The sequence below is a fragment of the Longispora urticae genome (assembly GCF_053902585.1).
Window position 1 is genome coordinate 43839 of the sequence record NZ_JAQZSH010000021.1, and the last position, 19499, is coordinate 63337.

The following is a 19499-nucleotide window of genomic DNA, read 5'->3' on the forward strand; positions in this document are numbered from 1 at the left end:
GTCAGCCCACCGAGACTAGTGCAGGTTCCGCACGTCCCACAGCCACACTCCGCCGGCCTCGTCCCAGGTGGGCGCGCCGAGCAGGGCGGTGACGGTCTGGAGCAGGGGCTGGGCGTTGTGCTCGGTGGCGGCGAGGACCACCACGGCGCCCTTCCAGTACCGCAGGTCCGCGACCGCGTTCGCCCGGTCGGCGTCGGTGACCGTGGGCACCTTCCCGCCGGCCGCGACGTCGCGGAGCATCGAGGACGTGGGCCGCGGCGCCGGGTCCCAGGTGGCCGTGGGGTCGTCCGGGCCGGTCGGGCCGATGAAGTAGCCGCGCGGCACCTTGAAGCCCAGGTTGGTCACCCCGGACCAGCGCATGCCCGTCATCCGGTCGTTGCGCGGCACCGGGACGGACACCAGGGTGTGGTCGTCGTCCACGTAGGCCTTCCAGGCCCCGCTGGTCACGAACGCCGGGATCGGCCGGTCCCGCACGGTCAGCGGGGTCGGCGCGATCGGCAGCAGCACCCCGGCGACGAGCAGGGAGGCCACCGCCCAGCGCCACCTCTCGGTCCCGGCCCACCGGGCCAGCCCGTCGCAGCCGAGCGCGAGCAGCACCCCGACGACCGGAATGACCATCAGGGTGTACCGGGTGGCCGTGGCCAGGTCGAACGGCGGCACGTGCTGGAGCAGCCGGATCGGCCCCGGGATGCCGGTCAGTTCGCCGTTGAAGACGACGGTCTTGCCCAGGGACAGCCCGGCGAAGAACAGGCCGACGACGAGGAGCGAGCGCACCATCGGGCGCCGCCAGTACACGGCGAGCGCGCAGAGGACGAACAGCACCAGCGGCCAGCCGAAGAACGCGTTCTCCTCGTTGGCGCTGAGGGTCAGCTTGTCGGCGGCGGCGTCGCTGCCGGCCAGCGAGCGGCGGGCGAACCCGGTGAAGGAGGCCACGTCGGTGGAGTACTTGTCCAGGCCCTCCGGCAGCCCCCGGTAGTGCGCGGGCCCGAAGAACTGCGTCCACAGCGGGTACGCGAGGAGCACGAACGAGAAGCCGGCCGCGACCGACAGCCCCTGGACGAACGGCTTGACCTGGGCGCGGACCTCCTGGCGGCGCTGGAGCGCGTACACCGCGACGAAGATGCCGCAGCCCATGGCCACCATGAACAGGACCTCCTCGTTGAGGAAGACCTGGTAGACGATGAGCAGGCCGAGGATGATCCCGTTGCGGACCGGCCGGCCCTCGCGGAGCTTGACGACCCGCCAGACGATGAGGGGTACCAGGAACTGGGCGGTCAGGTTCGGGTGGCCGGCGGCCTGGGCGACCATTCCGGGGGCGAAGCCGAGGAACCCGGCGGCGACGTACGCGGCGAGCTTGGACTCCACCACGTGCCGGCTGAACAGCCAGTACCAGGCGGAGGCGGTCCCGGCCAGGGTCAGGGTGAGCGCCACGACGAACGTGGTCTGCACCCCGAAGACCAGGCTGATCGGCGACAGCGGCACGCCCAGGCCCAGCACGCTGGTGTTCGCCATCATGTTGGCCTGGTCCGGCACGTTGAGCCGGTCGGTGACGAACGGGTTCTCCCCGTGGCTGACCACCCGGGCGGCGTGCCCGAGGAACCAGAGGAACTGCTCGTGGTCGGTGGGGTTCACGGCGGACAGCCGCACGTCGCGGTGCACCCACATCCGGGCGGTGACGTAGAGCGCGATCGCCAGGTAGCTCAGGTGCGGCACGGCGCCCCGGGCGAACCGCCAGGCCCGGGTGGGCCCCGACGCGGGGGCCTCCGGCGCGTCGGGTTCGGCCGCCGGCCTGGTCAACGGGTCAGTTCCCGGACGTCCCACAGCCAGACCCCGCCCTTCCACTCCGGTTCCACGCCCAGCAGGTCGACCATCGTCGCCTTGTACTGCGCCGCCTTCTTCTCGTTCGGGCTGAGCACGACGGCCCCGGCCTTCCAGAACTTCAGGTCCACGATCGCGTCGGCCCGTTCCTTGTCGGTGATGACCGTGGTCTTCCCGTCGGTGGCCATCTTGTAGAAGATCTTCGACGTGGGCCGCAGCGGCGGGCCGAACATGCCCTCGTCGTCGGGGGTGTCGGGGTTGGGCACCAGGAAGTAGCCGCCGGTGATGGCGAACTCGGCGCGCGCGGCGGCGTTCCACTGCACGGCCGCGATCCCGACGGAGGCGTACGGCACCGGCAGCAGGACCAGCGAGTGCTCGTCGTCCACGTAGGTCTTCCACTCCCCCGAGGTGATGAAGCTCGGCACCGGCGGCCGGTGCACGGCGCCCAGCGGGGTGGGGATCAGCGGGATCAGCGCGACGGCGACGCCCGCCAGCATGAAGATCCGCATCCGGGACGCCGCGCCGACGGTGTTGTCCGCGCGCAGGATCCGGGCGAGGACCAGGGCGATCAGCATGCCGAACCAGGGGATCATGACCAGGGTCAGCCGGCTGGCGATCACCGAGTCGAGGAGCGGGAGCTTCGCGAACAGGTACCACGGGGCGGGGATCTTGGTCAGCTGGCCGCCGATGTGCAGGTGGCTGCCGAGCGACGCCACGGCGAACGCCGCCGCCGTGATGGTCGCGGCCTTCACGTCGGTACGCCGCCAGAGCATCGCCGCCCACACGACGGACATCACCATGAGCGGCCAGCCGAAGAACGTCGTCTCCTCGACCACGTTGTTGGCGAGCAGGACGCTGTCGGGGCTGCCGCCCAGCGAGTGGGTGGGGAACGCGGTGAACGAGTACACGTCCGCGCCGAACAGGTGCACGAAGTCGCCGAAGCCGTGGTAGTGCTGCGGTCCGAAGAACTGGAACCACATCGGGTACGCCAGCAGCGCGAACGAGACCACGGCGGCCACCGCGAGCCCGCCGATGAAGCGCTTGAGGACCCGCTTCGCCTCGGCCTTGTTGTACAGCGCCCAGATCCCGGTGAAGCCCAGGAGGCCGAGCGCCGTGAACAGCAGGATCTCCTCGTTGATGAAGAACTGGTAGACGATCAGCGCGCTGAGCAGCAGGCCGGTGCGCACGGGGTTCGCGCCCTCGCGGAGCCGGAGCACCTGCCAGATGATGAACGGGACCACGAAGTGCATGGCCAGGTTCGGGTGCACGTTGTCCTGGGCGACGATCCCCGGGGCGAACCCGCAGAACGCGCCGCCGACCGCCGCCGCGAGCCGGGACTCGACGAGCTTGCGGGAGAACAGCAGGTACCAGCCGAAGGCCGTCAGGAACGGCGCGAGCGTCACCATCACCGCGAACGACACGTGCGGCCCGAACGCCAGGGTCACCGGGATCAGCGGGATCGTGATCGCGAACGTGGCCGTGTTGGCCATGACGTTCACGCCGTCCGGGAAGTTCAGCTGGTTCGTGAACAGCGGGTTCTCGAGGTGGGTCACGACCCGGGCGGAGTGCGACAGGAAGAACTCGAACAGGTACTGGTCCGGCGGGAAGCTCGCCAGCACCCGGTTGTCCAGGTCGATCCACAGCCGGGCGGTGAGCCCGAGCGCGCCGAGCAGGTAGACGAACAGCACCCCGAGGTCGTACCGGATCCGGCGCGGGCGCTTGCCCGTCGACGCCGGAGCGGTGTCCTCGGTGGGGTTCTCGGTGGACGGCACGTCTCGAACCTTCACCCTAATTCACCGTCCGTAGATCCCACACCCACACACCGCTGACCCAGACGGGTTCGGTGCCGACCAGTGCCGTGGTCATCCGCCACAGCGTCTCCTCGTTCTTGCCCTCCGGCATGACCCGCTCGGCGTGCATGACCAGCACCGAGGCGCGGCCGTCGGCGAGGGCCTTGAGGGCGGCGGCCTTGTCCGCCTCGGCGACCCGCGCCCCGCGCAGGGTGGCCATCCGCGCCCGGTCCAGGGTGGGCGCGAGGTGCGCGTCCGTGACCTTCAGCTCCAGGTCGGTGGCCAGCGCCCAGCGCAGCTCGGTCGGGTCGGACGAGCCGGTGGTCGGCACGATGGCCAGCCTGCTGCCCGCCGGCACGTACGTGCGCCAGGTGCCCGCCGAGACGAACTCCGGCACGTGGATGTCGGCGACCCGGACCGGGGCGGGCGCGGCGGGCAGCAGCGCGGCGGCCACCAGCCCGTACCAGAGGAACGCCATCCGGGTGCCCGGTCGCTCCGCCCGCAGCAGCGCGACCTCCTCGGCGGCGCGCTGGGCGGCCACCGCGAACAGGACCGCGATCAGCGGGACGACCATGAGCGCGAGGTGCCCGGGGGCGACGCCGCGCAGCACGGGGAGGTCGGCGAGCAGCCGCCACGGTCCCGGTACCCCGGTGGAGGAGGTCTTGATCGTGAACGTCGCGCCGCAGGCCAGCAGGCACAGCACGCCGCTGGTCAGGGCGATCGTCCGCGACAGCGGGGTCTTCAGCCACCACGCCGCTGCGACGAGGAGCGTCAGCAGCGGCCAGCCCCAGAACGTGTTCTGCTCGATGCCGGACTGGGCGTAGTGCACCCGGCCGACCGGGTGGGTGGCCAGCGACGGGGTGGCGAACCGGACGAACGACACCAGGTCCGCGCCCATGGTGCGCAGCGCGCGGGACGGGTGGTCCCGGTGCGGCCCGAAGTACTGCGTCCACAGCGGGTACGCGAGCGCGACCAGCGTGATGACGGCCGCGACGGCCAGCCCGCGCAGGACGGCCGGCGCGTACGCGCGCACCTCGGAGAACCGCTGGGTGGCGTACGCCGCGAAGAAGAGGACGAACCCGACCGAGAGCAGGATGAGCATCTCGGGTTCGATGAAGCCCTGCCAGACGCACAGCAGCCCGAGGATCGCGCCGTCGCGCAGGGCACGCCCCTCGCGGAGCTTCAGCACCCGCCAGATGATGAACGGCACCAGGAACTGGGCCGCGAACCCGAGGTCGCCCTGCGCGTGCGCGACGACGCCCGGGGCGAAGCCGCCCAGCGCGCCGCCGAGAACGGCCGCGAGCCGGCTGGTCACGACGTGCCGGGACAGCACCCAGTACCAGGCGAAGGCGGAGGCCGCCAGGACGAGGACCGCGGTGAGGACGAACGCCCGGTTCGGTCCGAGCAGCAGGGTCAGCGGGGCCAACGGCACCGAGAGCCCGAGGATGCCCTGGTCACTGAAGGTGTTGACGACCTGGGGGAACGCCACCTGCGACTCCGTCCACGGCGACACCCCCTCGGTGAGGATCCGCGCGCCGTGCAGCATCATCCACTCGCCGTAGGCCTGCTCGCGGCCCGCGACGCCCGAGATCCGCTGGGTACCGGTGAACAGGCGCGACATGATCCACACCGCGCCCACCAGGTACGCGACCGCCGCCACGAGCGGGGTCGGCAGCGTACCGAGCCGGTCCACGCACCGCTGGGCGAGGCTCTCCCGGACCGGCGGCGGCACGGGGGCCGGGCCGTCGGGCGTGGTCGGCGCTCCCGCGTCGACGCTGTCCACTGTCACGTCCTCAGCCCACCAGTGTCCGGACGTCCCAGACCCAGGCGCCACCGATCAGCTGGCCCGGGCCGAGGAGCGCGTCGAGGGTGGTCTTCAGCGCCGCCTGGTGCTTGTGCTCACCGAGGACGACGACGGAGCCCTTCCAGTACCGCAGGTCGTTGACCGCTTCCTTCTTGTCCAGGTCGGTCACGACGGCGGAGGTGCCGGTGCTGGCCACGGTGCGGAGCAGGTCGGAGGTGTGCCGGTTCCGGGCGTCGAACACGCCGGAGCGCTTCTCGGTGCCGTCCGGGACGATCGAGAAGCCCCGGGGCACCGCGAAGGCCACGTTCTCGGCGGCGGCCCAGCGCATGCCGTCCATCGCGTCGTTGCGCGGCAGCGGCACGGGCACCAGGGTCCGGCCCTCCGGCACGTACTCACGCCACTGGCCCGAGGTGATGAACTCCGGGACCGGCTTCGGGTCGAACCCGGGCAGCGGGATCGGCGCGATCGGGATCAGCGCCATCGCGAGCGCGGTCCCCCACAGCCAGCGGACCGGCAGCCCGCCGTCCCGCGCCGCGACGAGCTTGTCGCCGGCGATGGCGAGCAGCGCCGCGATCAGCGGGACGACGATCAGCGAGAACCGGGTCGGCAGGGCCATGTCGAGGACCGGCACGTGCTGCAGCACCCGGAAGGGCATCGGGATGCCGGTGCCGTGCGAGCCGATCACGACCTGCTTGCCGAGCGACAGCAGCACGAAGCCGACGGCGGTCACCGCGAGCAGCCGGACGGTCGGGTTCTTCTTCCACAGCCAGATCACGATCGCGAACGTCAGGAACATCAGCGGCCAGCCGAAGAACGAGTTCTGCTCGCCGTAGTTCGAGGCGAGGCGCACGGCCTGGAGCTGGTCGCCCGCGACGGACTGGCCGGGGTAGGTGAAGTAGGCCAGCGCGTTGGAGATGTAGTTGACGGCGTTGAAGGGCAGGCCACGGGAGTACTGCCGGCCGAAGAACTGCAGCCACAGCGGGTACGCGAGGAACGCCAGCGACACCAGCCCGGCCACGGTCAGCCCGCGCAGCATGGGCATGAACGCGGCGCGCGCGTCCTTGCGCTGGAGGACCGAGTACACGGCGGCGAGTCCGGCGCAGCCGATGGCCGTGAGGAGCAGCATCTCCTCGCTGACGAACACCTGGTACGTGATGAGCAGCCCGAGGATCACCCCGTCGCGCACGGTCCGCGCGCCGGGTTTCGCCAGCCGGAGCACGTACAGCACGATGAACGGCAGCACGAACTGGGCGATGATGTGCAGGTGGCCCGGGGAGTGCGAGATCTGGCCGGGCGAGAACCCGCACAGCGCGCCCGCCACGGCCGCCGCGACCTTCGACGACACCAGGTGCCGGGAGAACACGTAGTACCAGGCGGCGGCGGTGCCGGCCAGGGACAGCACGCCGAGCACCCCGAAGCTGACCGTCGCGCCGAACAGCAGCGTGATCGGGGTCATCGGGATGCCGAGGCCGAGCACCGAGGTGTTCGCCATCATGCTGACGCCCTCGGGGGCGTTGAGCCGGGTGCTGAACAGCGGGTTCTCCAGGTGCGTGACCGCACGGGCCGCGTGTCCCAGCATCCAGATGAACAGCTGGTGGTCCTGGCCGTCGCCGACGAGCCGGACCTGCGGGTTCACCCACAGCCGGGCGTAGACCCAGATCCCGCCGAGGGTGTACAGCAGGCTCGCGAGGAGCCCGAACCGGTGCCGGGCCAGCCACCCGCGCAGCCCGCTGATCCCCCGCGCCCGCGACTCCGGCGCCACGGTGTCGTCCGTCGTGGCGACTGCCTTCACTGCCATGACCGCCCTCAGCCCTTGACCATTGACCGTACGTCCCACACCCACACGCCGCCGATGAACTGCGGCTCTCCGAGCAGTTCCCGCACGATGGGCAGCAGGATGTCCTTGTTCTTGACGGGGCCGAGGATGACGGCGCCGGCGTGCCAGTGCTTGAGGTCGGTGACGGCGTCGCGCCGGTTCTGGTCGGTGATCACCGGGGCCTTGCCCGTTATCGACGCGGTGTTCAGGAGGTCCGAGGTGGGCCGGGACGGCTGGCCGTACAGCGCGCGGGCCCGGGGGTCGTCGCTCTGCGCGGGGCCGAGGAAGTAGCCGCCCGCGACGGGCATGTCGAGGTTCACCTGGGCGGACCAGCGCTGGGCCTGGAGGTTGCCGATGTTGCCCAGCGGCACGGTCACGATGCTGTCTCCGGGCCCGACGTACTGCTTCCACAGCCCCTGGGTCACGAACGCCGGGGCGGGCGGGACCTCCCGGGCGGGCAGCGGGGTCGGCATGATCGGCAGCAGCGCGGCGGCGAAGCCCGCGTACCAGAGCAGGCGCGGCGTGCCGGCCAGCCGGGGCGCGGTGATCACCTTGTCCAACGCGATCGCGAGCAGCACCCCGAGCGCCGGGGTCACCATGACCGCGAACCGGACGGGCACCACCGACTCGAGCACCGGGATCTCGTTGATCAGGCTGAACGGGCTGTGCAGGCCCGTGTTGTACCCGTAGATCTTGATCACGGGGCCGAGGGACAACGAGCCGAAGACCACCGCGACGGCGGCGGCGATCCGGACCATCGTGTTGCGCCAGAGCAGCACCAGGGTGGCCAGGCACAGCAGGATCAGCGGCCAGCCGAAGTAGGCGTTCTCCTCGGCCTGGTGCGCGTGCAGGCCCCGGTCCCGGAACGGCGCGCCGGCGAGCGACTCGGACGCGTAGGCGAAGTAGGAGCCCAGGTCGCTGTAGTAGGTCACCGAGAGGGCCGGCACCGCGCCGTAGTGCTGGGGGCCGAAGAACTGGAACCACAGGGGGTACGCGAGCAGCACGAGCGCGAGGCCCGCCGCGACGCCCAGCCCGGTGGCGGCGCGCCTGAACGCGGCACGGAACTCGGCCCGGTGCGAGACCCCGTAGACCAGGGTCATGATCAGGCCGCACATCGCGATGAAGAGGAGCACCTCTTCGTTGATGAACGCCTGGTAGGTGATCAGCAGGCCCAGCACGATCCCGGTGCGCACCGGGCGCTCGGAGGTCCGGAGCTTCGCCACCCAGTACAGGATGATCGGGACCATGAACTGGCCCGCGATGTTCGGGTGCCCGTTGGCCTGGGACACGAAGGCCGGGGCGAACCCGCAGAACAGGGCGGCGATGAAGGCCGCGGCCCGCGAGGTGACGAGGTGCCGGGAGAACAGCCAGTACCAGGCGATCGCGGTTCCCGACAGCGCGATCACGACGAGCAGCGCGTAGGAGACGTTCACCCCGAACAGCAGCGTGACCGGGGCCAGCGGGATGGCCAGGCCCAGGATGGACGTGTTGGCCATCATGTTCACGCCGTCGGGCACGTTGACCTGCGAGCTGAAGAGCGGATTCTCGAGGTGTACGAGGGACCGCGCGGCGTTCGTCAGCACGAACTGGAAGAAGCCGTGGTCCTGCTCGTTGCTCGCCTGGATCCGCTTGTCCAGGTCCAGCCACAGCCGGGACGTCACGTAGAACGCGCCCAGTACGTAGACCAGGACCGCACCGAGGTCGTACAGCCGCCGGCGGCGCGCGCCGCTGTCGACCTGCCCGTCCGTCGACTCCGTCCGGGCATCAACACTCGACGCAAGCGTCGCCATCTGGCGCTTCCCCTCCCGATCGCTGCGCTGTCACGCGCAACAGCGCGGCCGCGCCTCCCGCCCACACACGCGAACCGTGCGGACCCGCAGGGCGTTCCGCCTCGGCAGCCAAGGCCAGGCGCTGGACGGACAACATGATACGACACCTGCTGCTTCGAGCCCGGAGCCACCCTTACGGGGACCGGACACTCGGCTCGTGCGTCCCGCTACCGCCCGGACGCACGGAAAGGGGACGACAGCGCGCTGTCGTCCCCTCCCGGTCAGGCGGTGAAGTTGCTCAGCTCGCCGGGGATGGCGCGCTCGTCGAGTTCCGACAGCCAGCCCGTCACGTCCCGGGCGACGTCCTGGGCGGTGAGGCCCAGGTCCGCGAGGATCTCGTTGCGGGTGCCGTGCGGGTGCCAGTCGGCCGGGACACCCAGCACGTGCACCGGGGCGGTCACCCCGGCCTCGCGCAGGCTGGTGGCCACGGCCTCGCCCACGCCGCCGGTGCGCACCCCGTCCTCGACGGTGACGACGAGCCGGTGCCCGGCGGCCAGCTCGGCCAGGACCTCCGGCACGGGGCGGACCCAGCGCGGGTCGACCACGGTCACGCCGTAGCCGTGCTCGCTGATCCGGGTGGCGGCGTCCATGGCCAGGTGCGCGAAGGAGCCCACCCCGACGAGCAGCACGTCCTTGCGCGAAGCCTCGGCGAGCACGTCGACGCCGCCCACACTGCGCAGCGCGGGCAGGGCCGCCGGGACCGTACCGGTCGGGAAGCGCACGATCGTGGGGCCGTCGGTCACGGCCACCGCCTCGCGGAGCTCCTCGCGGAGGGTCTGCGCGTCGCGCGGCGCGGCCAGGCGCAGGCCCGGCACCACCCCGAAGACGGACATGTCCCAGATGCCGTAGTGGCTCGGGCCGTCGGGGCCGGTGATGCCCGCCCGGTCGAGGACGAACGTCACGCCCAGCTTGTGCATCGCCACGTCGAGCAGGACCTGGTCGAAGGCGCGGTTGAGGAACGTCGCGTAGACGGCGACGACCGGGTGCGCGCCGCCCATCGCCAGGCCGGCGGCCGAGGTCACGGCGTGCTGCTCGGCGATGCCCACGTCGTAGGCGCGGGACGGGTACGCGCGCATCAGCTTCGCGATCCCCGTCGGCTCGGCCATCGCGGCGGTGATGCCGACGATGTCGGGGCGCTCGCCGGCCAGCTCGACCAGCTCGTCGCCGAAGACGGAGGTCCACTTCAGGCTGGGCGCGGCGGTGAGCTTGCCGGTGAGCTTGTCGAAGGCGCCCGGGCCGTGCATCATGTCGGCCTCGTCGTCCTCGGCCGGCCGGTAGCCGTAGCCCTTGCGGGTGACCGCGTGCACGATCACGGGGCCGCCGAAGCGCTTGGCCCGCTCCAGGGCCTTCTCCATCGCGGCGAGGTCGTGGCCGTCGACCGGGCCGAAGTACTTCAGGCCGAGGTCCTCGAACATGGCCTGCGGGGCGATGGCGTCCTTCAGCCCGCGCTTGACGGCGTGCAGGGCCTCGAACAGCGGGGCGCCGACCAGCGGCGTACGGCCCAGGGCGTCCTTGACCAGGTCGAGCACCTTCTCGTACGACGGGTTGAGCCGCAGCGTGGCCAGGTGGTCGGCGAGCCCGCCGATCGTCGGCGCGTAGGACCGGCCGTTGTCGTTGACCACGATCACCACGGACCGGTCCCGGCCGGCGGCGATGTTGTTCAGCGCCTCCCAGCACATGCCGCCGGTGAGCGCGCCGTCCCCGACGACCGCGACGACGTGCCGGTCGTGCTCGCCGCGCAGCTCGAAGGCCTTGGCCAGCCCGTCCGCGTAGGACAGGGCCGTGGAGGCGTGCGAGTTCTCGATGAGGTCGTGCTCGCTCTCCGCCTGCGACGGGTAGCCGGTGAGGCCGCCGCGCTGGCGGAGCTGGTCGAAGCCCGCCTGCCGGCCGGTGAGGATCTTGTGCACGTACGCCTGGTGCCCGGTGTCGAACAGGACCCGGTCCTTCGGCGAGTCGAAGACACGGTGCATGGCGATGGTCATCTCGACCACGCCCAGGTTCGGCCCGAGGTGCCCACCCGTCCTCGACACCTTGTCGACGAGGAAATCGCGGATCTCGGTCGCCAGCACGGCCAGCTGCTCCGTGGTCAGGCCGCGCAGATCGTGCGGGCCGGTGACGGACGCGAGGATGCCGGTGCCTTCACTGGTGCTCATAACGGGCCAGTCTAATGACCGGGCGTCTCCGGACTCCTGTCGAGCTGTGATCCTTCACAGGATCCGCTACATTCCCGGGGCATGACCGCCACATACGACCCACACGCCGCGTGGTACGACGAGTTCGTCACAGACTCCCCCTACACGGCCATGGTCGACCGGGTGCTCGCCGAGCTGCTCGGCCGGGGCCGGGGCACCGTCCTGGAGGTCGGCTGCGGGACGGGCGTGCACGCCGCCGCGCTCCGGGCCACCGGCCGCACGCCGGTCGGGGTGGACATCTCCGCAGGTCAACTGGGGTTCGCCGTCGACCGGTTGCCGGTGGCGCTGGCCGACGCGGGCCGGCTGCCGGTCGCGTCGGGGTCCCTGGACGCGGTGGCCGCGGTCCTGATCCACACCGATGTCCCCGACTACCCGGCGGTGCTGCGCGAGGCGGCCCGGGTACTGCGCCCCGGGGGTGTTCTCGCCCACGTCGGGGTCCACCCGTGCTTCGTCGGCGCCTTCGCCGACCGGTCCGACCCGGAGCGGGTGACCATCACGAGCGCCCTGTACGGCCACCCGGGCGTGAGCTTCCGGGCATGGACCAGCGAGGGGGTCCGGGCCCGGGTCGGCGCGCGGCACCTGCCCGTATCGGACCTGGTCAACGCGTTCCTGGACGCGGGACTCGCCCCGACCCGGCTCACGGAACGAGGGCTGGCGACGCTGCCGGACCTGCTGGGGATCTCGGCACGCAGGGTGTGACCGCCGGGCGCGGCGTACCCGACGAAAGGTGTTGATCTGTCGTGATCCCGACCCGACGGGGTCACGGCACGAACAGGGCCACACACTCCACATGATGGGTCATCGGGAACGCGTCGAACGCCCGCAGCCCGGCCAGCTCCCAGCGGAACGACCGGAACGTCTTCACGTCCCGGGCCAGCGCCGCCGGGTCGCACGCGACATACGCCACCGCCCGGGCACCCGTGGCCACGATCTCCTCGATCACGGCCGCGCCGGCCCCCGCCCGGGGCGGGTCGAGCACCACGATGTCGGCCTCGCCGAGCTCCGTCAGGGCCCGCTCGACCCGGTTGGTCACGACGCTGACCTGCGGCAGGTCGACCAGGGCCTTCGCCGCGCCGGCCGTGCCCGCCGGGTCGGCCTCGACCAGCACCACGGAACCGGTGATGCCGACGGCCTCGGCGAGCGGCGCGGCGAACAGGCCCGCGCCGCCGTAGAGGTCGAAGGCCCGCTCGCCGGGCTGGGGCTCGAGCAGGTCGAGCACCGCCGCGACCAGGGTGTCCGCGGCGGCCGGGTGCACCTGCCAGAACGCCTCGGCGGGCAGCTTCCAGGTCCGGCCGGCGGCCTGCTCCCGGACGGTCGAGGGCCCGGCGACCACCCGGGGCCGGCCCCGGCCGCGCCGGGTGAGGATCGACACGTCCCCGATCGACGGTGCCACGACCTCGACGGCGTCCACCCCGGTCCACCGGCGCTCCGTGACCCCGGACTCCCGGACGGCGGGCGCCGCGATCAGGCACTCCGCGATCGGCAGCACCCGCGAGGACCGCGCGGGGTGGAACCCGAGCCGACCGTCGGGGGCCACCGCGTACTGCACCCGGGTCCGCCAGCCGAGCGGCCCGCCGGGCAGCTCCTCGACCTCGACCGGATGGTCGGGCAGCCCGCCGAGCCGGGTGAGCTGCTCACGGACCACGTCGGCCTTGAGCCTGCGCTGCGCGGCCGGGGTGGCGTGCTGGAAGTCGCAGCCGCCGCACGCGCCCGGGCCGGCATAGAAGCAGGGCGGCTCCACCCGGTCGGGCGAGGCCTCCAGGATCTCGACGGCATCGGCGCGCAGGTAGCCCTTGCGTTCCTCGGTGATCTTCGCCCGGACCCGCTCGCCGGGCAGCGAGTGCCGGACGAAGACCACGAGCTCGTCGAGCCGGGCCACGCAGTGCCCGCCGTGCGCGACGGCCCCGATGTCCAGGACCACCAGGTCGCCGACGCTCACTCTTCGCCCTCGTTCCGCGGACCCCGGACCACGCCGGCACCGAGCCGCTGGTCGAGCTTGTTCAGGTTCTTGGTCTCGCTGGAGTGCAGCTGCCACGGCACGCTGGTGACCATGACGCCCGGCTCGAACAGCAGCCGGCCCTTGAGCCGCAGGGCGCTCTGGTTGTGCAGCAGGTTCTCCCACCACCGGCCGACCACGTACTCCGGGATGAACACGGTCACGATGTCGCGGGGCGCGTCCTGGCGCAGCGACTTCACATAGTCGACGATCGGCTTGGTGATCTCCCGGTACGGCGAGTCGACCACGGTCAGCGGCACCGGGATGTTGTGCGCCTCCCAGTCGGCCTGCAACGCCCGGGTGTCCTTCTCGTCCACGTTGACCGTGACGGCGGTGATGCTGTCGGGCCGCATCGCCCGCGCGTAGGCGACCGCCCGCAGCGCCGGCAGGTGCACCTTGCTGACCAGGACGACCACGTGGTTACGGGCCGGCAGGGTGTAGTGCTCCTCGGTGGGCACCAGCTCGGCGGCGACCCGGTCGTAGTGCCGGCGGATACCCATCATGATCAGGAAGAGCGCGGCCATCGCGGCCAGGGCGATCCAGGCCCCGGCGAGGAACTTGGTGATCAGCACGATGACCAGCACGACGCCGGTCAGCATCAGGCCGATCATGTTGATCGTGCGGGACCGGAACATCCGCCGCCGGCCGACCGGGTCGCGTTCGGTGCGCAGCAGCCGGTTCCAGTGCCGGACCATGCCCGTCTGGGACAGGGTGAAGGACACGAACACGCCCACGATGTACAGCTGGATCAGCCGGGTCGGCTCCGCCTCGAACGCCACGATCAGCACGATCGCGAACACCGACAGGAACACGATGCCGTTGGAGAACGCCAGCCGGTCGCCCCGGGTGTGCAGCTGGCGGGGCAGCCAGCGGTCCTGGGCGAGGATCGAGCCGAGCACCGGGAAGCCGTTGAACGCGGTGTTGGCCGCGAGGAACAGGATCAGGGCGGTCATGGCGGCCACGATGTACAGCCCGATCGAGTCGGTACCGAACACCGCGTCGGCGATCTGGGTGGTGACCGTCTTCTGCTCGTACCCCGCCGGGGCCACGATCTGCTTGTCCGGGTCCTCCACGTACTGCAGCCCGATCTTGCGGGCCAGCACCACGATGCCGAGCAGCATGGCGATCGAGATGCCGCCGAGCAGCGCCAGGGTCGTGGCGGCGTTCTTGCTCTTCGGCGTCTTGAACGCGGGCACGCCGTTGGAGATGGCCTCGACGCCGGTCAGCGCCGTACACCCCGAGGAGAAGGTCCGCAGCAGCAGGAACGCGAACGCGGCCTGCGTCATGGTGTCGTGCTCGGCGAGCACCTTGACGCCGTGCGCCTCGGAGCTCTCCGCCGTGATCGGCTCCCCCAGCACGAAGATCTTGAAGAAGCCCCAGCCGATCATGCCGATGATCACGATCATGAACCCGTAGGTGGGGATCGCGAACGCGCTGCCCGACTCGCGGATGCCCCGCAGGTTCATCGCGGTGAGGATCACCACCGCCGCCACCGCGATCAGCACCTTGTGCTCGGCCACCCACGGCACGGCCGACCCGAAGTTCTTCACGCCCGAGGACACCGACACCGCGACCGTCAGCACGTAGTCGACCAGCAGGGCGCTGGCCACGCCCAGGCCCGCCTTCGGGCCCAGGTTCACCGTCGCGACCTCGTAGTCGCCGCCGCCCGACGGGTACGCGTGCACGTTCTGCCGGTAGCTGGCCACCACGACCACCATCACCAGCGCCACGGCGAGCGCGACCCACGGGGAGTAGATGAACGCCGCCGCGCCCGCGATCGACAGGGTCAGCAGGATCTCGTCGGGCGCGTACGCCACCGACGACAGCGCGTCCGAGGCGAACACGGGGAGCGCGATCCGCTTCGGCAACAGGCTGTGCGCGAGGTGATCGGACTTGACGGGGCGACCGACAAGCAGGCGTTTCAGGAGCGAAGTCGGGCTGGGCACGCCCGACAGCGTACGTGGACACCGCCACCAGTGCGGACCGACCGGCCGATCATCACGACGGGCATCGTGTACCGTCCCGGACAGTAGGCGTGTTCGTGGGAGGACCCGAGTGCACATCGTGATCATGGGTTGCGGACGGGTCGGATCGACTCTCGCGCAGAGCCTGGAAACACGCGGCCACGAGGTGGCCGTCATCGACCAGAATCCCGAGGCCTTCCGCAGGTTGGGCCCCGAGTTCGGCGGGCTGACGGTCACCGGGGTGGGCTTCGACCAGGAGGTCCTGCGCCAGGCCGGCATCGACCGGGCCGACGCGTTCGCCGCCGTCTCCAGCGGTGACAACTCCAACATCATCTCGGCCCGGGTCGCGCGGGAGACGTTCGGCGTCCAGCGGGTCGTCGCCCGGATCTACGACTCCAAGCGCGCCGAGGTGTACGAGCGGCTCGGCATCCCCACCGTCGCGACCGTGCGCTGGACGGCCGACCGGATGCTCCGGCACCTGGTCCCCGAGTCCAGCCCCGAACTGTGGCGCGACCCGACGAGCACCCTCGCGATGGTCGAGGTGCCGCTGCACGCCGGGTGGGTCGGCAAGCCGCTGAAGACGCTGGAGGAGACGACGGGCACCCGGGTCGCGTACATCATGCGGTTCGGGATCGGCACCCTGCCGACCGCCTCGATGACGCTCCAGGACGGCGACCAGGTGTTCATGCTGCTCACCGACACGATGTTCCCCACCATCTCGAAGATCACCGGCACCGCCCCCGAGGGAGCGCACTGATGCGGATCGCCATCGCCGGAGCGGGCAACGTCGGCCGGTCCATCGCCACGGAGCTGATCGACAACGGGCACCAGGTGCTCCTGATCGACAAGCAGCCCAACATGCTGCGCCCCGAGCGGGTCCCCGACGCCGAGTGGGTGCTGGCCGACGCCTGCGAGCTGTCCAGCCTGCAGAACGCCGAGCTGGCCAGCTGCGATGTCGTGGTCGCGGCCACCGGCGACGACAAGACGAACCTGGTCGTGTCGCTGCTGGCGAAGACCGAGTTCGCGGTGCCCCGGGTGGTGGCCCGCGTCAACCGGGCCGAGAACGAGTGGCTGTTCACCGAGCAGTGGGGCGTCGACGTGTCGGTGTCCAAGCCGCGGATGATGGCCGCCCTCGTCGAGGAGGCCGTCACCGTCGGCGAGCTGGTCCGGCTGATGACGTTCCGCCAGGGCCAGGCCAACCTCGTCGAGATCACCCTGCCCCCGGACGCGCCCTACGTCGGCCGGCCGGTCCGCGACATCCCGCTGCCGCACGACAGCGCCCTGGTGGCGATCGTGCGCGGCAGCCGGGTGATCGCGCCGAGCCCCGACGACCCGCTCGAGGCCGGCGACGAGGCGGTCTTCGTGTGCACCGCCGATGTCGAGGACGCGGTCCGGCACGTCATCCTGGGCCTCGACTAGACCCCTTCGACGGGTACCGGGGGCACCCGGCCCCGGACGAAGACCGACCCGGAGTCCATCCGCGACTCCGGGTCGTTTGCGTGCGCGCCGCTCCCCCGGGTCAGGCCGGGTCCGGCACCGGGCCGGGGTCGGGCTGCGCGCGCCGGGTGGTCCGCCGGACCGCCCAGCCGGTGATCGCCAGGCCCAGCAGCCACGGCGGGTAGCCGAGCGCGAGCCGGGCCACGCCGAGGTAGGTGGCGTTGCCGTCGAGGTAGATCAGGTACTGCACGAGGCCCTTGAACAGGAAGATGCCGGCCCAGAAGCAGGTGAGCCAGCGGAAGGTACGCGTCAGCTCGGGGCGGCCGATCCAGTCCTGCCGGCCGCCGTTGGCGACGACCGACCACAGGTACCCGATGATGGGTTTGTTCACCAGCACCGAGCCGAGCAGGGCCGCGGCGTAGACGCCGTTGGTGATGATGCCGGGGAGGTAGAAGTTCTTCGCGTCCCCGGTGCGGTAGGCGAGGAACGCGCCGATCCCGATCCCGACGAGGCCGTTGACGGCGTGCCGGACGGTCTCCTTGCGGTACAACCGGTAGCCGGCGATCAGGAGCGCGCTGGCCACGGCCGAGCCGATCGCCCAGTTCAGCGCGTGCGGGGTCTTGAAGTAGCCGAACAGCACGTTGCCGAGGACGAACACCACGACCGGGATGCCGGACTCGATGAGACCACGGACGCCGCCGAGCTGGCCGGCGAGCTGCTCGGAGAAGGGCGGGAGCTCCTTCTCGGCGGCTTCCTTCTCAGACGTATCGGTCATTACATCTCAATCTCATAGAACGGGTTGTAAATGACTTTACGTCCGTCCCGGACGGCGATCCGCCCCCGGGCCTCCAGCTGCCGGCCCGGCTCGATGCCGACGATGTGCCGCCGCCCCAGCCAGACGAGCGTGACCACGTCGGTGCCGTCGTAGAGGTCGGCCTCCAGGGTCGGCAGGTTCGTCCGGGGGGTGTAGACCACGGTCTTGAGCCGACCGGTGACCGTCACGAGCTGGCCGCGCCGGCAGTCGCCCACGTGGTGGGCGCCCGACTCGGTCGACTCGCGCTGCAACTCCTCGGCGTCGAGCTCTGCCTCGCTCGCCGTCAACCGGCGGAGGAACCGCCGGAATCCAGACTCCTGAGCACTGGTCGCCATGACCTACGTAACACCTCCCGGAGCCCCAAGGGTACCCGGAGTCACGCGTTCCGCGGGTTCGGCGAAGGCCGGCGTTCCGTGCCCCCGGTGGCCGGGGCGGTCTGCTGGGCGGCCTGCTGCTGGGCCGCCTGCTCGGCGAACTCCTTGGGCAGCCGCAGCGGCAGCGGCTCGCGGACCGGCCGGGCCTCGCGGTCGCGGACCACGACCAGGTGCCGCAGCGCCTCGACCAGCGGCTCGGCGGCCGCGTCGTCGGTGACGGCCTTGCCCTGGAACAGACCGCGCAGGAACCACTTGGGCCCGTCCACGCCGATGAACCGCAGCTCCGCCTCCCCCTCGGGGGTGGGCACCCGGGCGATCAGCTCCGTGCCGAACTCGCCGTCGACCTCCTCGGACTTGCCGCCGTCGCCGACGACCGACTCCGCGATGTCCGCGCGGACCTCGTCCCAGATCGACTCGGTCCTCGGGGCCGCGAACACGCCGAGCTGCAGGGCGCTGTCCGGGCTCGCGATGATCACCGCGGCGATGGAGCCGTCGTCGTTGGCCTGCATCCGCAGTTCGAGGTCGGGCAGGGCCGGCAGCAGGAGACTGCCCAGGTCGAGACGCTGGATGCCGTCATCGGTCGGGGCGTGCGCCGCGTCGTACGGGCCGGTGCCGGGGGTCACGGCCTCCACCGCCGCCGACTCCGCCACCGCGTCCTTGTCGCGCCGTCCGAACATGATCGATGCTCCCGTCCTGTGGTCGTTACCGGCCTCTACTCTGCCAGAGCCGCGTGCCCGCCGGTGGACCCGTGCCCACCCGCGCCCCGGGCGGTGTCGTCGAGGTCGGCCACGACCACGAAACTGACCCGCTCGACCCGCTGGACCAGCAGCTGGGCGATCCGGTCGCCCCGCTCGATCTTCGCCGGCTCCTGACCGTGGTTGATCAGGCAGACCTTGATCTCGCCCCGGTACCCGGCGTCGACGGTGCCCGGCGCGTTGGCCACCGTGACCCCCAGCCGCGCGGCGAGCCCGGACCTCGGGTGCACCAGGCCCACGTACCCGTCGGGCAGCGCGATCGCGATCCCGGTGGGGATCACGGCCCGGCCGCCCGGGGGCAGCTCCACCGACTCGGCGGCCAGCAGGTCGGCCCCGGCGTCGCCCGGGTGGGCGTAGGCGGGCACGGGCAGGTCGGCGTCGAGCCGTCTCAACCGGACTTCCATGGTCACGAAAAAACCTCATCTCGGCACGCAGTACTCTCGCAGGGTGGCGTCAAGATCCCCCTACGTTGAACGGCTCTTCCTACCCTGGTGGTTATGGGTCGGGGCCCTCGGGCTCGCGACGATTCTCGCGGCGGAGCTGCACATGGGCGCCCCCGGCCTGCGCGAGTGGCTGCCGTACGCGGTCGTCCTGCCCCTCACCGTCCTCGGCGCGGCCTGGCTGGGCCGGCTGAAGGTGTCGGTGGCCGACGGCGAGCTGCGGGTCGACGACGCCCGGCTGCCGGTGAAGTACATCGGGGACGTCACCGCGCTCGACGCGGCCGCCCGGCGCGACGTCCTCGGCGTGCACGCGCACCCGCTCGCGTTCGTCGTACAGCGGCCCTGGATCGGCGGCGCGGTCATGGTCACCCTGGTCGACCCGGCCGACCCCACGCCGTACTGGGTGGTCAGCACCCGCCGCCCCGAGGCCCTGGCCGCGGCCATCACGGCCGCCCGCTAGCGGGGGTCAC

At 71.5% G+C, this 19499-nt stretch carries 16 protein-coding genes; 4 read left to right on the forward strand and 12 right to left on the reverse strand.

Annotation, left to right across the window (positions count from 1 at the left end):
- Positions 1 to 15: 15 nt before the first annotated feature.
- The 6 genes from PT931_RS11400 to dxs all read right to left on the reverse strand — a co-directional run bounded on the left by PT931_RS11400 (position 16) and on the right by dxs (position 11210).
- A complete protein-coding gene (locus PT931_RS11400) occupies positions 16 to 1797 on the reverse strand; it encodes a hypothetical protein (RefSeq protein WP_456245704.1) in 1782 nt (593 codons plus the stop codon).
- Positions 1794 to 3605 carry a hypothetical protein gene (locus PT931_RS11405; RefSeq protein ID WP_456245705.1) on the reverse strand — a complete coding sequence of 604 codons (1812 nt, stop codon included), beginning with the start codon at positions 3603 to 3605 and terminating at the stop codon, positions 1794 to 1796. The genes PT931_RS11400 and PT931_RS11405 overlap by 4 nt, the downstream gene beginning before the upstream one ends.
- Before the next feature lies 1 nt (position 3606).
- Positions 3607 to 5397 carry a hypothetical protein gene (locus PT931_RS11410; protein ID WP_456245706.1) on the reverse strand — a complete coding sequence of 597 codons (1791 nt, stop codon included), beginning with the start codon at positions 5395 to 5397 and terminating at the stop codon, positions 3607 to 3609.
- A gap of 4 nt (positions 5398 to 5401) precedes the next feature.
- The gene (locus tag PT931_RS11415) at positions 5402 to 7210 is read right to left on the reverse strand and encodes a hypothetical protein (protein ID WP_456245707.1); all 1809 of its coding nucleotides are present in this window, start codon (positions 7208 to 7210) and stop codon (positions 5402 to 5404) included.
- A gap of 8 nt (positions 7211 to 7218) precedes the next feature.
- The gene (locus PT931_RS11420; RefSeq protein WP_456245708.1) at positions 7219 to 9018 is read right to left on the reverse strand and encodes a DUF6541 family protein; all 1800 of its coding nucleotides are present in this window, start codon (positions 9016 to 9018) and stop codon (positions 7219 to 7221) included.
- A 260-nt stretch (positions 9019 to 9278) separates the two neighbouring features.
- On the reverse strand, positions 9279 to 11210 hold the full coding sequence (gene dxs, locus PT931_RS11425) for a 1-deoxy-D-xylulose-5-phosphate synthase (RefSeq protein WP_456245709.1): 1932 nt from the start codon (positions 11208 to 11210) through the stop codon (positions 9279 to 9281).
- An 81-nt stretch (positions 11211 to 11291) separates the two neighbouring features.
- Here dxs and PT931_RS11430 point away from each other — a divergent pair, with 81 nt between their 5' ends.
- Positions 11292 to 11948 carry a class I SAM-dependent methyltransferase gene (locus PT931_RS11430; RefSeq protein ID WP_456245710.1) on the forward strand — a complete coding sequence of 219 codons (657 nt, stop codon included), beginning with the start codon at positions 11292 to 11294 and terminating at the stop codon, positions 11946 to 11948.
- Between the two features lie 61 nt (positions 11949 to 12009).
- On the opposite strand, the gene PT931_RS11435 is transcribed toward PT931_RS11430, so the two are convergent.
- Both PT931_RS11435 and PT931_RS11440 read right to left on the reverse strand, forming a co-directional pair.
- On the reverse strand, positions 12010 to 13188 hold the full coding sequence (locus PT931_RS11435; protein ID WP_456245711.1) for a class I SAM-dependent RNA methyltransferase: 1179 nt from the start codon (positions 13186 to 13188) through the stop codon (positions 12010 to 12012).
- Positions 13185 to 15191 carry an APC family permease gene (locus PT931_RS11440; RefSeq protein ID WP_363726354.1) on the reverse strand — a complete coding sequence of 669 codons (2007 nt, stop codon included), beginning with the start codon at positions 15189 to 15191 and terminating at the stop codon, positions 13185 to 13187. The genes PT931_RS11435 and PT931_RS11440 overlap by 4 nt, the downstream gene beginning before the upstream one ends.
- Positions 15192 to 15300: 109 nt before the next feature.
- On the opposite strand from PT931_RS11440, the gene PT931_RS11445 reads away from it, so the two are divergent.
- Both PT931_RS11445 and PT931_RS11450 read left to right on the forward strand, forming a co-directional pair.
- Positions 15301 to 15966: a potassium channel family protein gene (locus PT931_RS11445; protein WP_456245712.1), complete on the forward strand. Its 666-nt coding sequence runs from the start codon at positions 15301 to 15303 to the stop codon at positions 15964 to 15966.
- The gene (locus PT931_RS11450) at positions 15966 to 16628 is read left to right on the forward strand and encodes a potassium channel family protein (RefSeq protein ID WP_363726358.1); all 663 of its coding nucleotides are present in this window, start codon (positions 15966 to 15968) and stop codon (positions 16626 to 16628) included. The genes PT931_RS11445 and PT931_RS11450 overlap by 1 nt, the downstream gene beginning before the upstream one ends.
- 100 nt (positions 16629 to 16728) lie before the next feature.
- On the opposite strand, the gene PT931_RS11455 is transcribed toward PT931_RS11450, so the two are convergent.
- From PT931_RS11455 to dut, 4 genes are read right to left on the reverse strand one after another with little or no spacing between them, the layout of a single operon-like run.
- A complete protein-coding gene (locus PT931_RS11455) occupies positions 16729 to 17421 on the reverse strand; it encodes a DUF3159 domain-containing protein (protein ID WP_456245713.1) in 693 nt (230 codons plus the stop codon).
- Entirely contained in the window at positions 17421 to 17795 is a 375-nt protein-coding gene (locus PT931_RS11460) for an OB-fold nucleic acid binding domain-containing protein (protein WP_456245714.1), read from the reverse strand. Before PT931_RS11460 ends, PT931_RS11455 begins: the two co-directional genes overlap by 1 nt.
- Positions 17796 to 17836: 41 nt before the next feature.
- Positions 17837 to 18511 (reverse strand): DUF3710 domain-containing protein, encoded by a 675-nt coding sequence (locus tag PT931_RS11465; RefSeq protein WP_456245715.1) that lies wholly within the window; start codon positions 18509 to 18511, stop codon positions 17837 to 17839.
- A 35-nt stretch (positions 18512 to 18546) separates the two neighbouring features.
- A complete protein-coding gene (dut, locus tag PT931_RS11470; RefSeq protein WP_456245895.1) occupies positions 18547 to 18993 on the reverse strand; it encodes a dUTP diphosphatase in 447 nt (148 codons plus the stop codon).
- On the opposite strand from dut, the gene PT931_RS11475 reads away from it, so the two are divergent.
- Positions 18992 to 19489, forward strand: a complete 498-nt coding sequence (locus PT931_RS11475) for a DUF3093 domain-containing protein (protein WP_456245716.1) — start codon at positions 18992 to 18994, stop codon at positions 19487 to 19489. The genes dut and PT931_RS11475 overlap by 2 nt on opposite strands.
- Positions 19490 to 19499 lie beyond the last annotated feature (10 nt).